This is a genomic window from Streptomyces sp. FXJ1.172, from assembly GCF_001636945.3.
GTDB lineage: Bacteria > Actinomycetota > Actinomycetes > Streptomycetales > Streptomycetaceae > Streptomyces.
Genome location: NZ_CP119133.2, coordinates 3,318,562 through 3,331,395 on the forward strand (window position 1 = coordinate 3,318,562; position 12,834 = coordinate 3,331,395).

Genomic DNA, 12,834 nt, shown 5'->3' on the forward strand with positions numbered 1-12,834 from the left:
CTTCAAGGGCGAGGACGCGATCATGGGCAAGAAGAACTGAGCGCCCCGCACGAGGCGCGCGGAACCGCGGAGCTACTCGGCTGCGGGCAGCGCGGCACGGGGCCGCTGCCACCCGCGTGAGCCCCGTGCCCGCAGCCAGGCGGTGGTCTCCTCCGCGGGCATCGCGGCCGCGACGAGCCAGCCCTGCACCGCGTCACAGCCCATGTCCCGCAGCCGCTCCCACGTCTCGTCGTCCTCCACGCCCTCGGCGACGACGAGCAGCCCCAGCGAGTGAGCCAGGTCGACGGTGCAGCGCACGATCTCCGCGTCCTCGGTGTCGACGGCCAGCCGGGCCACGAAGGAGCGGTCGATCTTCAGCTCGCTCACCGGCAGGCGCCGCAGATGGACCAGGGAGGAGTACCCGGTGCCGAAGTCGTCCAGGGACATCTTCACCCCGTGCCCGGTGAGGCCGGCGAGGGTGTCGGCGGCGCGCTGCGGGTCCTCGAGGAGGACGTGCTCGGTTATCTCCAGCTGCAGGGCGCCCGCCGGGACCCCGTGCCGGGCCAGCCGGGCCGCGACCGATCCGGCGAAGCCGGGGGTGTGGACGTCGCGCGGGGAGACGTTGACGGCGACCGGCACCCGCAGGCCCTGGGCCCGCCAGCGGGCGACCTGGCCGAGCGCGGTCTCGAGGACGTACTCGGTGAGATGGGGCATCAGCCCGGAGGACTCGGCGATCGCTATGAACTCGTCCGGCGGCACCTTCCCGCGCTCGGGATGCACCCAGCGCACCAGTGCCTCCAGGCCGGCGACCTGGCCGTCGAAGCGGACCTTGGGCTGGTAGTGCAGCTGCACCTCGTGCGCGTCCAGCGCCCGGCGCAGATCGCCCAGCAGGCCGAGCCGGTCCGGGGTGTTGGAGTCGCGCTTGGACTCGTACACCTCGACGCCCGTACGGTCCCGCTTCGCCTGGTACATCGCCACATCGGCCCGGCGCAGCAGCCCTTCGGCGTCCAGGGCGTGGTCGGGGAAGACGGCGACGCCGGCGCTGGCCTCCAGGACGAGCGTGAGGCCGTCCAGGTCGAGGGGGGAGCTGAGGGCGGCGACGAGGCCGCGGGCGACGCGGGTGGCCGACGTGGTGGAGTCGGCTACGGGCAGTAAGACCGCGAATTCGTCCCCGCCGAGCCGCGCGGCCTCCGCTCCCCGCGGCAGCGCGAGCCGCAGCCGGTCCGCTATCTGGAGCAGCAGCCGGTCACCGGCCAGATGACCGAGGGTGTCGTTCACCGACCGGAAACGATCGAGGTCGATCAGCATGAGGGCGGAGCGGGCGCCGATCCGTTCGGCGTCGTCGAGGGCGGTCCAGATCCGCTCCAGCAGCCACTGCCGGTTGGGCAGCCCGGTCAGCGGGTCGCGCAACTGCTCCTCGGCACGCGCGCGGGCCATCCACAGGGTGGAGTCGAGGGCGATGAGCGGGATGGCGAACAGCGGCAGCAGGATCGGCTGGGCGTCGGCGACGACACACAGCAGGGGCGCGATACCGAGCAGCGCGACGGCGACCAGCCCCTGCCTGACCAGGGCGGCGCGGTCGACGGCGGGCAGCCTGCCGTCGCGCGGGGCGTGCAGGTACCACAACAGGCCGCGGCTGACCGCGAGGTAGGCGGCGGCGACCAGGACGACTTCGGGGGCGGCGGCGACGCTCCAGCTCCCGGGCCGCCAGGTCGCCTCGACGCTCGGGACACGGCCGCACGCGCCGAGCAGCAGGGCACCGGCGGCGATGCCGAGGATGTCCACCGCACCGTGCAGGACGCCCTGCCGCCAGCGGTGGCGCCGGGCGATGCCGACCAGGACGACGACGGTGAGGCTGACCATGCCGGCCGGCACCCAGCCGTACAGCAGCAGGACCGCGAGGGTGAGGGCGGCGCCGGAGCCGGTGCCGCCCCACCAGCGGGCGCGGCCCAGCATGACGAGGTGGCCGACGATGACGCCGGTGAGCAGGGCCAGCGACCAGCCGGCCGTGCCGCCCGGGAAGAGGGCGTGGTGGCCGGTGAAGGCTCGGTAGAAGCCGGCGCCCAGGACGAATCCGGCGGCGGCCACGACGGCCGCGGGCAGCGCGGGCCAGGACAGATGCCGCTCGGAGCCGGCGTCGGTGCCCGCGCCACCCGGGCCGCGGGCGGGCTCGATGGCGGCCAGGGGTATCGGCGGGTGGGCCTCGGCGACGACGCCCGGTCCGGCCCGGCGGGCCCGGCCGGATGCGCGCCCGAAGTCCCGTCCCGTCCACCGGGTCCCCCGCCAGGCACCCGCGCGACGGCGCAGGCGCAGCCGTGAGTCCGGGGCGACGCTCTCGGTCGGTTCCATTCCCGTCCCTCTCACACCCGGCGGTGCCCACGCCACGCGGCCCGATGTCCCACACCCATCAGCGGCTCCGCGTTGAAGAAACGTTCCCCGCGCCTTGGGAGCGCACGGGGATGCCCCGACCGCAGCTGGGCACGGCAGGCGCACACCTCAACAGTAGGCCGCGGAAGGCTTCCACGGGCACCGGTCGTCGACGGTTGCCCGAATGCGCCCGGGCCACCCGTATGCATCTGATATGCGCCGATCGGGTGGCCTTCAACCGCTACTCCTCGGTCGGAAGCGCGACTTCGGCCGCCGCGTCCGGGCCCTGCTCCAAGAGGACTCCGAAACCCTCCTCGTTCAGGACCGGAACCTTCAATTGCACGGCCTTGGCGTACTTCGATCCAGGGTCTTCACCCACAACGACGAACGAAGTCTTCTTCGAAACCGATCCGGTCACCTTCGCGCCCCGGCTCTGCAGCGCGTCCTTGGCGCCGTCCCGGGTGAAGTTCTCCAGCGTTCCGGTGACCACGACGGTGAGCCCCTCCAGCGGGCGCGGGCCCTCGTCCTCGCCGGTCGACCGGTCCTCGAGCGGGACCCCCGCGGCCTTCCACTTGCGGACGATCTCGCGGTGCCACTCCTCGGCGAACCATTCCTTGAGCGCGGCGGCGATGATGGGGCCTACGCCGTCGGTGGCCGCCAGCTCCTCCTCGGTGGCCTGTTCGATGCGGTCGAGGGAGCGGAACTCGCGGGCGAGGGCCTGCGCGGCCACCGGTCCGACGTGCCGGATGGACAGGCCGTTGAGGAATCTCGCCAGCGGGCGCTGCTTGGCCGCCTCGACGTTCTCCAGCAGGGCGAGGGTGTTCTTCTTCGGCTCGCCCTTCTGGTTGGCGAAGACCGTGACGACCTTCTCCTCGCCCGTCTTGGGGTCCCGCTTGGGCAGACCGCTGTCGGGGTCGAGGACATAGGCCTTGATGGGCAGCAGCTTCTCCACCGTCAGGTCGAACAGGTCGCCCTCGTCCACCAGCGGCGGGTCGGCCGGCTCCAGCGGGCGGGTGAGCGCGGCGGCGGCCACCGCGCCGAAGCCCTCGATGTCCAGGCATTCGCGGCCCGCGAGGTAGGACACACGCTCGCGCAACTGGGCCGGGCACGTACGGGCGTTGGGGCAGCGGAGGTCGATGTCGCCCTCCTTCATGGGCCGCAGGGGTGTGCCGCACTCGGGGCACTCGGCCGGCATCACGAACTCCCGCTCGCCGCCGTCCCTCAGGTCGACCACCGGGCCGAGGATCTCCGGGATGACATCACCGGCCTTGCGGATGACGACCGTGTCCCCGATGAGCACGCCCTTGGCCTTGACGACCTCCTGGTTGTGCAGGGTGGCGAACTCGACCTCGCTGCCCGCGACCGTGACCGGCTCCACCTGGGCGTACGGCGTGACGCGGCCGGTGCGGCCGACGCCCACCTTGATGTCGACGAGCTTGGTGTTGACCTCTTCCGGCGCGTACTTGTAGGCGATCGCCCAGCGGGGTGCCCGCGCGGTGGAGCCGAGGCGCCCCTGGAGGCGGATCTCGTCCAGCTTGACGACGGCGCCGTCGATCTCGTGCTCCACCGAGTGGCGCATCTCGCCGTCGTAGTGGGCGATGAACTCCCTTACGCCGTCGAGGTCGTCGACCACCCGGTTGTGCGGGGAGGTGGGCAGGCCCCAGGTCTTCAGCAGGTCGTACGCCTGGGACAGGCGGGTCATGCCCGTGAAGCCCTCCAGGGCGCCGATGCCGTGGACGACCATGTGCAGCGGGCGGGTGGCGGTGACGCGCGGGTCCTTCTGGCGCAGCGAACCGGCGGCGGCGTTGCGGGGGTTGGCGAACGGCTTGTCACCGGCCGCGACCAGGCGTTCGTTCAGCTCGAGGAACTTCTCCATCGGGAAGTAGACCTCGCCGCGGATCTCCACCAGGCCGGGGACGTCGTCGCCGTGGAGCCGGTCCGGGATCTCCGCGATCGTACGGACGTTGGGCGTGATGTCCTCGCCGGTGCGGCCGTCGCCGCGGGTGGCCGCGCGCGTGAGGCGGCCGTTCTCGTACGTGAGGTTGACCGCGAGGCCGTCGACCTTCAGCTCGCACAGGAAGTGGTACTTCTGGTCGCCGAGTTCGCGCGCGATGCGGTCGGCCCAGGCGGCCAGCTCCTCGTCGTTGAAGGTGTTGTCGAGGGACAGCATCCGCTGACGGTGCTCGACCGCGGTGAACTCCGTCGCGTACGACCCCGCGACCTTCTGGGTCGGCGAGTCCGGGGTGCGCAGCTCCGGATACTGCTCCTCCAGGGCCTCCAGGGTCTTCAGGAGTTTGTCGAACTCGGCGTCGCTGATGACGGGAGCGTCCTTCACGTAGTACCGGAAGCGGTGCTCCTCGATCTGCTCAGCGAGCTGCGCGTGCTTGTCACGTGCCTCGGCGGGCACTGCCGTCTCCGCCTGCTGCTTGTCGCCGGCCACCGTGTTGTCCTCCCGTTACTCTGGGTTGTCCGCGAGGGATCTCGCCGCCCGGACGCAGTGGGCGAGCACCTGGCGTGCGTAGGCGGGGGAAGCGCCCGCCAGACCGCACGCCGGGGTCACCGTGACAGCCTCCGCGAGCAGCCCAGGATGCAGCCCCAGCCTGCGCCACAACGTCCTGACACCCATGACGCTACCGGCAGGGTCTGACAATGGGCCGTCCGTGCCCGGCACGACACCGGCGAACAGCCGCGTGCCGGCCTCGACGGCCTCGCCGATCGCTTCGTCGTCACGCTCGGTGAGGAGCGAGAAGTCGAAGGAGACGGCCGCGGCGCCGGCCCGCCGCAGCAGGGCGAACGGCACGTCGGGGGCGCAGGAGTGGACGGCCACGGGCCCGCCGTCGTGCACCGCGACGACGTCCCGGAGGGTGGCCTCCACGATCTGCCGGTCGACGGCGCGGTGGGTGCGGTAGCCGCTGGCGGTGCGGACCTGGCCGCGCAGGACGGCGGTGAGCGAGGGCTCGTCGAGCTGGAGGACGAGCCGGGCGCCGGGGATGCGGCGCCGCACCTCGGCGAGGTGCAGCCGGAGCCCCTCGGCGAGGGAGGCGGCGAGGTCGCGGCAGGCACCGGGGTCGGAGAGGGCGGCCTCGCCGTTCCTCAGCTCCAGGGCGGCGGCGAGCGTCCAGGGTCCGACGGCCTGCACCTTGAGGTCGCCCTCGTAGCCCTGGGTGAACTCCTCCAGGGCGTCCAGGTCCTCGCCCAGCCAGGACCGGGCGCGCCTGGTGTCCCGGCCCGGCCGGTCGCCGATCCGCCAGCCGCTGGGCTCCACGCGCGCGTACAGCTCGACCAGCAGGCCGGCGCTGCGGCCGATCATGTCGGCGCCGGGGCCGCGGGCGGGCAGTTCGGCGAGGTACGGGAAGTCCTCGAAGCTGCCGGTGACGGTCTTGGCGGCCTCTCTTGCGTCGCCGCCTGGCATGGACCCCACCCCGGTGGCCGGGGGGAAGCTGAACGCGCTCTTCTCACTCACCTCGGCAGGGTATGCCGAACGTCCAGGGGGCTTCGCCCCCCGGACCGCCGGTCACCGCCCCGGCCGTACCGTCAGGTCGTTGACCTCCGCGTCCCTCGGCAGGTCCAGGGCCATCAGGATCGTGGTCGCGACCGACTCGGGGTCGATCCACCGCCCGGCGTCGTAGTCCTTGCCCTCCTGCTGGTGGACCTTGGCCTGCATGGGGCTCGCCGTGCGGCCGGGGTAGACCGTGGTGACGCGGACCCCGGCCGCGTGCTCCTCGTGGCGCAGGGAGTCCGCCAGGGCCTTCAGTCCGTGCTTCGAGGCCGCGTACGCGGACCAGTTGGCGCTCGCGTTGAGGCCGGCGCCGGAGTTGACGAAGATCACATGGCCGCGGGCCGCGCGCAGCTGGGGCAGGAAGTGCCGGGTCAGCTCGGCGGGGGCGATCAGGTTGACGTTGAGCTGGTGGTGCCAGGACTTGGGGGTCAGCTCGCCGACCCCGCCCAGGTCGACGACTCCGGCGATGTGGAGGAGGGAGTCCACGCGGTCCGGGAGGGTCTGGTGCGAGAACGCCCAGGAGAGCCGGTCCGGGTCCGCCAGGTCGCCCACGAGGGTGCGGGCGCCGGGGAACTCGGCCGCCAGTTCCTTCGCGCGGCCCGCGTCGCGCGCGTGGAGGACGAGTTCGTCCCCGCGCGCGTGCAGCCGGCGGGCGACGGCGGCGCCGATGCCGGAACCGGCGCCGGTGATCACATGAGTAGCCATACCCGCCATGCTCGCACCAGCGGCCGCCCGGCCCCGCGGCGGCAGCCGCTCATGCCGCGGACTCCAGGTGGGCCAGCGCGGCGGCCGGCTCCTTGGCGAAGAACATCAGCTCGGACAGCGGGCGCGGCAGGAAGCCCTCGTCCTCCATGCGGCGGAACTGCTGCTCGAGGCCGTCGTAGAAGCCCGCGGTGTTCAGCAGGACGACCGGCTTGTCGGTGCGGCCGTGCTTCTTCAGCTCCAGGATCTCGGTGGCCTCGTCCAGCGTGCCGGTGCCGCCCACCATGATCACCACGGCGTCGGCCTTCTCCAGCAGCAGCTTCTTGCGCTCGGCGAGGTCGGCGGCGATCACCATCTCGTCGGCGCCGGGCCGCGCCTTGCCGGAGAGGAACTCCACGGACACGCCCAGCAGCCTGCCGCCCGCCTCCTGCACCCCGTCGGCGACGACCTTCATCAGCCCGACGTTGGAGCCGCCCCACACCAGGGTGTGACCGCCCTTGCCGATCAGTTCCGCGAACTCGCGCGCGGGGCGCGTGTACCGCTCGTCGAGGTCGGCGGCGGACAGGAAGACGCAGATGTTCATGGCCCCCACCGTACGCGGGAAGAACCGGGCGCCCCGCGGTGCTCTCCCTGTATGGCTGAAGGACACACGATCACCATCGACAAGGGCGAGCAGCACGTGCGCGTGGTGCACGGCGACCAGGTGCTCGCGGAGACCGACCGTCCCCTGCTGCTGCGCGAGACGGGCTGTCCGGTGCGGTACTACATCCCCGCCGAGGACGTCCGTCTCGACCTGCTGACCCCCTCCGGGACCCACACCGTCTGCCCGTTCAAGGGCACGGCTTCGTACTGGTCGCTGCCGGACGCGCCGGACCTGGTCTGGGGGTATCCGGATCCGAAGCCGGGGGTCGCCGAGATCAAGGACCACTTCTGCTTCTACGAGGTGGAAGTGTCATGATCTCGCGCGGCACCGACGTGTCGTGAGCGATGAGTTCATGCCGGTGCGGCAGTCTGCACCGGCATGGACAAGAAGACGACTTCCCGCGACGGCACCGCCCTCGCGTACGCGGTGACCGGCCAGGGACCCACGGTGATCCTGGTGTGCGGCGCGATGTCCACCGGTGGCACCGTGGCGCCCCTGGCCGAGCGGCTCTCGGACCGCTGCACGGCCGTCGTCTACGACCGCCGGGGTCGCGGCGAGAGCGGTGACACGAAGCCGTACGCGGTCGAGCGCGAGGTCGAGGACCTGGCCGCGCTGATCGACGCCGTGGGGGGCGAGGCGGCGCTGTTCGGGGTCTCCTCGGGCGGCGCGCTGGTGCTCGAGGCGGCGGCCGGCGGGCTGCCGGTGCGCCGGGCAGCCGTGTACGAGGTGCCGTACGCCGACCGGCTCGAGGGCGGGGCCGAGCGGGAGGCCGCCTACAAGGAGCGGCTGCATGAGGCGCTGTCCGAGGGCCGGCGCGGGGACGCGGTGGAGCTGTTCCTGCGGCTGACCGGACTCGGCGAGGAAATGATCAGGGGCGCGCGCCAGTCGCCGATGTGGGCCGGCATGGAGGCCGTCGCGCCGAGTCTCGCGTACGACGACACCGTGATGGGCGACGGGCTGCTCCCGCGCGAGCGGCTCGCGGCCGTCTCCGTACCGGTGCTGTCGGTCGCGGGCGGGGCGAGCCCGCAGTGGATGCGCGAGGCGGCCCGCGCGGTCGCGGACACCGTGCCCCAGGGCACCTACCGGGTCCTGGAGGGGCAGACCCACATGGTGGACCCGCAGGTGCTGGGGCCGGTGCTGGCGGACTACTTCACGGCCCGCGCGTAGTCCTGGAGAGCTACAGCGCGGCCGTCGTCGCGCGCGTGGTCGTCGCGATCGTCGCCGAACCCACCACGCGCGTGCCGTCGTACAGGACGATGGCCTGGCCGGGGGCGACCCCGCGGACCGGCTCGGTGAAGGTCACGCGCAGTGCGCCGTCGGCCGGCTCCGCGGTGACCTCGGTCTCGCCGCCGTGGGCGCGCAGCTGGGCGGTGTAGGTGCCGGGGCCGGTCGGGGCGGTGCCGCACCAGCGGGGCTTGATCGCGGTCAGGGCGGTGACGTCCAGCGCGGCGGCCGGGCCGACGGTGACCGTGTTGGTGACCGGGGAGATGTCGAGGACGTAGCGCGGCTTGCCGTCGGGGGCGGGCGTGCCGATCCTGAGCCCCTTGCGCTGGCCGATGGTGAAGCCGTACGCGCCCTCGTGCGTGCCCAGCCTGGCGCCGGACTCGTCGACGATGTCGCCCTCCGCCTTGCCGAGCCGCTGGGCGAGGAAGCCCTGGGTGTCGCCGTCCGCGATGAAGCAGATGTCGTGCGAGTCGGGCTTCTTGGCGACGGCCAGGCCCCGGCGCTCGGCCTCCGCGCGGATCTCCTCCTTGGTGGTGACCGTGTCGCCGAGCGGGAACAGGGCGTGGGCGAGCTGCCTCTCGTCCAGCACACCGAGGACGTACGACTGGTCCTTGGCCATGTCGGAGGCGCGGTGCAGTTCGCGGGAGCCGTCCTCGCGCACCAGCACCTTGGCGTAGTGACCGGTGCACACCGCGTCGAAGCCCAGCGCCAGCGCCTTGTCGAGCAGCGCGGCGAACTTGATCTTCTCGTTGCAGCGCAGGCAGGGGTTGGGGGTGCGGCCGGCCTCGTACTCGGCGATGAAGTCCTCGACCACGTCCTCGCGGAAGCGGTCGGCGAGGTCCCAGACGTAGAAGGGGATGCCGATGACGTCGGCCGCGCGGCGGGCGTCGCGCGAGTCCTCGATGGTGCAACAGCCCCGCGCGCCGGTGCGGAAGGACTGCGGGTTCGCGGAGAGGGCGAGGTGGACGCCGGTGACGTCGTGGCCGGCTTGCGCGGCGCGCGCGGCGGCTACGGCGGAGTCGACTCCGCCGGACATGGCGGCGAGGACGCGGAGGGGGCGCTGCGGGGTCTCAGTCATAGCCCTTCCAGGGTACGGGGCCCCCGCGGGCGGCTCCGAAAAAAAATCAAGGCCCAGACCCCTTGCGCACGGTAGGTACCGATTTACCCTAGAACTAGGCCTACGAGACGAGTGAGGGAGTTCAAGCGGAGTAGCCGACTTCAGCGAGAGAGACAGGATCTCCCTTCACCGAGAGGTACGAGATCTCCGCTGGTGCCGACGTCGACGCTCGGGCTGAGAGGCCGGAAGGTCGCACGTACTGGACCGGAAGGCGACCCCCAGCTACCTGATCCGGACAATACCGGCGAAGGGAACCCGCCTCGTAGGTCGTTTCATGCCCCGGTTCCGGGGCATGTCCCGATTCCGGGGCATGTCCTTGTTCCGGGGCATGTCTCAGCTCAGGCCCGCAGCGCGCGCCCGCTCCACCGCCGGGCCGATCGCCTTCGCGACCGCCTCCACGTCCGCCTCGGTCGAGGTGTGCCCGAGGGAGAAGCGCAGAGTGCCCCGGGCCAGCTCCGGATCGGTGCCGGTGGCGAGCAGAACGTGACTGGGCTGGGCGACCCCCGCGGTGCAGGCGGAGCCGGTGGAGCACTCGATCCCCTGGGCGTCCAGCAGGAGCAGCAGGGAGTCGCCCTCGCAGCCGGGGAAGGTGAAGTGGGCGTTGGCCGGCAGGCGCCCCTGCGGCGCCGGGTCGCCGCCGAGGATGGCGTCGGGCACGGCGCTGCGCACGGCGTCGATCAGCCGGTCCCGCAGCGCGCCGATCTCGCGGGCGAACTCCTCTCGCCGCTCGGCGGCGAGCCGGCCGGCGACGGCGAAGGAGGTGATGACGGGGACGTCGAGGGTGCCGGAGCGGACGTGGCGTTCCTGGCCTCCGCCGTGCAGCACGGGGACGGGGGTGTATTCGCGGCCGAGCAGCAGCGCGCCGATGCCGTACGGGCCGCCGATCTTGTGGCCGGAAACGGTCATCGCGGCGAGGCCGGAGCCGGCGAAGGCGAGGGGGACCTGGCCGAAGGCCTGGACCGCGTCGGAGTGCATCGGGATGCCGAACTCGGCGGCCACGTCGGCCAGTTCGCGGATCGGCAGGATGGTGCCGATCTCGTTGTTGGCCCACATCACGGTGACCAGGGCGACGTCGTCGGGGTTGCGGGCGATGGCCTCGCGCAGGGCGTCGGGGTGGACCCGGCCGCAGGAGTCGACGGGGAGGTACTCGACCGTGGCGCCCTCGTGTTCGCCGAGCCAGTGGACGGCGTCGAGGACGGCGTGGTGCTCGACGGGGCTGGCCAGCACACGGGTGCGGGACGGGTCGCCGGCGCGGCGGGACCAGTACAGGCCCTTGACGGCGAGGTTGTCGGCCTCGGTGCCGCCCGAGGTGAAGACGACCTCGCTGGGGCGGGCGTCCAGCGCTTCCGCGAGGGCTTCGCGGGACTCCTCGACCGTACGGCGGGCACGGCGGCCGGACGCGTGGAGGGAGGAGGCGTTGCCCGTGATGTTCAGCTGGGCGGTCAGTGCCTCTGCCGCCTCCGGGAGCATCGGGGTGGTCGCGGCGTGGTCGAGATAAGCCATGGTGTGCCCGATTCTACGGGCCCCTTGCACATGGCCATGGCCTCGGATGCGCCTTCTGCGTGGAGCCGGCCGCCGGTCACAGGCTCCAGGAGACCGTGTGGCTCAGCTGCATCGACAGCACCAGGACCGCCAGGTCCGCGACGCCGAGGGTGAGACCCAGCCAGGCGCGGCCGCGGCGGGTGGTGCCCCGCCAGAGGGAGACCGCGGCCAGGACGATGGCGATCGGGCCGAGGAAGATGTTGAGGACGAGCAGGCCGAGAAGGCCGAGGATGAAGGACGCGACGGCCATGCCGTCGGCGTCGCGCGGGCCCTGGCGGGTGTCGGTGCCGCTGGTGACCGGTGCGGTGAGTTGCATGGTGTTCAGCTCCTGGGAAGTCGTGGCGGACGGTCAGTTGGCCTGCGTACGGCGCCGGCGGCCGAGGCGCTCGCGGATCGCGAAGACGCCGAGCCAGACGGCGATGGCGGCGGCGATGAGTGCGGTGACGGTCAGCGGTGCGTGGGCGACGGTGCCCAGCACGACTCCGAGCAGCATGAGCGCTGCGACTAGGAACAGCATGGGATTCAGATCCCCCCTCCGGGATGCCCGTGGTGGGCCGGTGTGAAGTTTGGGTGAACAGTTGTAGTAACAGTTGTTCACTGACTTCGAGTCTAGCGCGTCCCACGGCTTTTCAATTCCAGAGAACAGTTGTTAACTGGATGACATGAGTCACACCCTCGGCATCCGGCAGGCGCAGAAGCAGAAGACCCGGCAGGCGTTCCTCGACGCCGCGCTCGCGCTGCTGGAGGAGCAGAGCCTGAGCAGCCTGGGCCTGCGCGAGGTCACCCGGGCCGTGGGCGTCGCCCCGACCGCCTTCTACCGGCACTTCCGCTCGACCGCCGACCTCGGCGTGGCACTGGTCGACGAGGCGCTGGGCAGCCTGCACCCGATGGTGCGCACGACGGTGTCCACGGCCGGAGGCAGCGAGGAACGCATCACCCGCGCCATCGAGTTGATCTCCCACCACGTGGACACCCATCCCGCCCACGTCCGTTTCGTCGCGCGCGAGCGGCACGGCGGGGTGCAGCCGGTGCGGGAGGCCATCCGGGCCCAGCTGATGCGGTTCGCCGAGGAGGTGAAGGCCGAGCTGGCCAAGGACCCGGAGGCGGCGGGCTGGGACGACGACGACCTGCTGATGCTCGCCCACCTCTACGTCGACCAGATGCTGATCACCGCCTCCCTGTTCCTGGAGGCGCTGGAGGCTCCCGCCGAGGAGCGCGAGCGCGTCACCCAGCTCGCCCGGCGGCAGCTGCGGCTCATCACCGTCGGCCGCAGCCACTGGCTCGACTGACACGTCGCACGCATACGGCGGGGCGGCACGCTCGGCGCGTGCCGCCCCGCCGTCGTACGACCGCCGGCCCGGTCAGCCCTGCCGGGCCTGTCCCCCGGCCGGGCCGCCGCCCTGCCCGCCGACCGGGCCGCCGCAGCCGCCGCCGGACCCGCCCCGGCCACCGGGCGCCCCGCTCGGCATGCCGGACGGCATCCCGCTGGGCGCAGCGGTCGGCTTCGCCGTGGACGCCCCCGAGGGCATGCCGGACGGAGCCCCGCCCGGGCGGCGGGACGCGCCGGCGCCGGGCAGGCCGGAGGGCGCCGTACAGGACTGCTGCCGGCCGGAGTTGCCCCCGCCGGAGGACGACGGCGAGTCGCCCGAGCCGCCGCAGGCGGCCAGCAGCAGCGGGGACAGCGCCAGCAGGGCGACGGCGGGGGCGAGACGGGCACGCGTCATGACGATCAGCTCCGGTGAGGATGAGGAAGTCCTGAGA

13 protein-coding genes are annotated in these 12,834 nt (G+C 72.5%); 3 read left to right on the top strand and 10 right to left on the bottom strand.

Going from position 1 to position 12,834, the window contains the following annotated elements:
• Window positions 1–72: 72 nt before the first annotated feature.
• The 5 genes from A6P39_RS14535 to A6P39_RS14555 form a co-directional block, all read right to left on the bottom strand.
• Window positions 73–2,328, bottom strand: a complete 2,256-nt coding sequence (locus A6P39_RS14535) for a putative bifunctional diguanylate cyclase/phosphodiesterase (protein WP_067040624.1) — start codon at window positions 2,326–2,328, stop codon at window positions 73–75.
• Window positions 2,329–2,587: 259 nt separating this feature from the next.
• The gene (ligA, locus tag A6P39_RS14540) at window positions 2,588–4,786 is read right to left on the bottom strand and encodes an NAD-dependent DNA ligase LigA (protein WP_067040627.1); all 2,199 of its coding nucleotides are present in this window, start codon (window positions 4,784–4,786) and stop codon (window positions 2,588–2,590) included.
• 15 nt (window positions 4,787–4,801) lie between these two features.
• Window positions 4,802–5,809: a methionine synthase gene (locus A6P39_RS14545; protein WP_067040630.1), complete on the bottom strand. Its 1,008-nt coding sequence runs from the start codon at window positions 5,807–5,809 to the stop codon at window positions 4,802–4,804.
• A gap of 51 nt (window positions 5,810–5,860) precedes the next feature.
• Window positions 5,861–6,559 carry an SDR family oxidoreductase gene (locus tag A6P39_RS14550; RefSeq protein ID WP_067040632.1) on the bottom strand — a complete coding sequence of 233 codons (699 nt, stop codon included), beginning with the start codon at window positions 6,557–6,559 and terminating at the stop codon, window positions 5,861–5,863.
• 40 nt (window positions 6,560–6,599) lie between these two features.
• Entirely contained in the window at window positions 6,600–7,130 is a 531-nt protein-coding gene (locus A6P39_RS14555; protein WP_067040634.1) for a TIGR00730 family Rossman fold protein, read from the bottom strand.
• Between the two features lie 51 nt (window positions 7,131–7,181).
• On the opposite strand from A6P39_RS14555, the gene A6P39_RS14560 reads away from it, so the two are divergent.
• Together A6P39_RS14560 and A6P39_RS14565 are read left to right on the top strand one after the other, a co-directional pair.
• Window positions 7,182–7,505 carry a DUF427 domain-containing protein gene (locus tag A6P39_RS14560; protein ID WP_067046219.1) on the top strand — a complete coding sequence of 108 codons (324 nt, stop codon included), beginning with the start codon at window positions 7,182–7,184 and terminating at the stop codon, window positions 7,503–7,505.
• A gap of 63 nt (window positions 7,506–7,568) precedes the next feature.
• Entirely contained in the window at window positions 7,569–8,357 is a 789-nt protein-coding gene (locus tag A6P39_RS14565) for an alpha/beta fold hydrolase (protein ID WP_275883856.1), read from the top strand.
• A gap of 10 nt (window positions 8,358–8,367) precedes the next feature.
• Here the strand turns inward: A6P39_RS14565 and mnmA are convergent, their stop codons facing one another.
• The 4 genes from mnmA to A6P39_RS14585 all read right to left on the bottom strand — a co-directional run bounded on the left by mnmA (window position 8,368) and on the right by A6P39_RS14585 (window position 11,590).
• On the bottom strand, window positions 8,368–9,492 hold the full coding sequence (gene mnmA / locus A6P39_RS14570) for a tRNA 2-thiouridine(34) synthase MnmA (protein WP_067055872.1): 1,125 nt from the start codon (window positions 9,490–9,492) through the stop codon (window positions 8,368–8,370).
• A 372-nt stretch (window positions 9,493–9,864) separates the two neighbouring features.
• A complete protein-coding gene (locus A6P39_RS14575; protein ID WP_067055875.1) occupies window positions 9,865–11,034 on the bottom strand; it encodes a cysteine desulfurase family protein in 1,170 nt (389 codons plus the stop codon).
• 76 nt (window positions 11,035–11,110) lie between these two features.
• A complete protein-coding gene (locus A6P39_RS14580) occupies window positions 11,111–11,389 on the bottom strand; it encodes a DUF4190 domain-containing protein (protein ID WP_067055878.1) in 279 nt (92 codons plus the stop codon).
• Between the two features lie 33 nt (window positions 11,390–11,422).
• Window positions 11,423–11,590, bottom strand: a complete 168-nt coding sequence (locus A6P39_RS14585; RefSeq protein ID WP_199841035.1) for a hypothetical protein — start codon at window positions 11,588–11,590, stop codon at window positions 11,423–11,425.
• A gap of 145 nt (window positions 11,591–11,735) precedes the next feature.
• Between A6P39_RS14585 and A6P39_RS14590 the strand changes: the two genes are divergently transcribed.
• Complete coding sequence (locus tag A6P39_RS14590; protein WP_067055881.1) at window positions 11,736–12,362, top strand: TetR family transcriptional regulator; 627 nt, start codon at window positions 11,736–11,738, stop codon at window positions 12,360–12,362.
• Between the two features lie 72 nt (window positions 12,363–12,434).
• On the opposite strand, the gene A6P39_RS14595 is transcribed toward A6P39_RS14590, so the two are convergent.
• Complete coding sequence (locus A6P39_RS14595; RefSeq protein ID WP_067055884.1) at window positions 12,435–12,797, bottom strand: hypothetical protein; 363 nt, start codon at window positions 12,795–12,797, stop codon at window positions 12,435–12,437.
• Window positions 12,798–12,834 lie beyond the last annotated feature (37 nt).

Excerpts from the sequence above, each read along its gene's own strand:
- A6P39_RS14535 (WP_067040624.1), bottom strand. The coding sequence starts at position 2,328 with ATGGAACCGACCGAGAGCGTCGCCCCGGACTCACGGCTGCGCCTGCGC.
- A6P39_RS14550 (WP_067040632.1), bottom strand. The coding sequence starts at position 6,559 with ATGGCGGGTATGGCTACTCATGTGATCACCGGCGCCGGTTCCGGCATC.
- A6P39_RS14555 (WP_067040634.1), bottom strand. The coding sequence starts at position 7,130 with ATGAACATCTGCGTCTTCCTGTCCGCCGCCGACCTCGACGAGCGGTAC.
- A6P39_RS14560 (WP_067046219.1), top strand. The coding sequence starts at position 7,182 with ATGGCTGAAGGACACACGATCACCATCGACAAGGGCGAGCAGCACGTG.
- A6P39_RS14565 (WP_275883856.1), top strand. The coding sequence starts at position 7,569 with ATGGACAAGAAGACGACTTCCCGCGACGGCACCGCCCTCGCGTACGCG.
- mnmA (WP_067055872.1), bottom strand. The coding sequence starts at position 9,492 with ATGACTGAGACCCCGCAGCGCCCCCTCCGCGTCCTCGCCGCCATGTCC.
- A6P39_RS14575 (WP_067055875.1), bottom strand. The coding sequence starts at position 11,034 with ATGGCTTATCTCGACCACGCCGCGACCACCCCGATGCTCCCGGAGGCG.
- A6P39_RS14580 (WP_067055878.1), bottom strand. The coding sequence starts at position 11,389 with ATGCAACTCACCGCACCGGTCACCAGCGGCACCGACACCCGCCAGGGC.
- A6P39_RS14585 (WP_199841035.1), bottom strand. The coding sequence starts at position 11,590 with ATGCTGTTCCTAGTCGCAGCGCTCATGCTGCTCGGAGTCGTGCTGGGC.
- A6P39_RS14590 (WP_067055881.1), top strand. The coding sequence starts at position 11,736 with ATGAGTCACACCCTCGGCATCCGGCAGGCGCAGAAGCAGAAGACCCGG.
- A6P39_RS14595 (WP_067055884.1), bottom strand. The coding sequence starts at position 12,797 with ATGACGCGTGCCCGTCTCGCCCCCGCCGTCGCCCTGCTGGCGCTGTCC.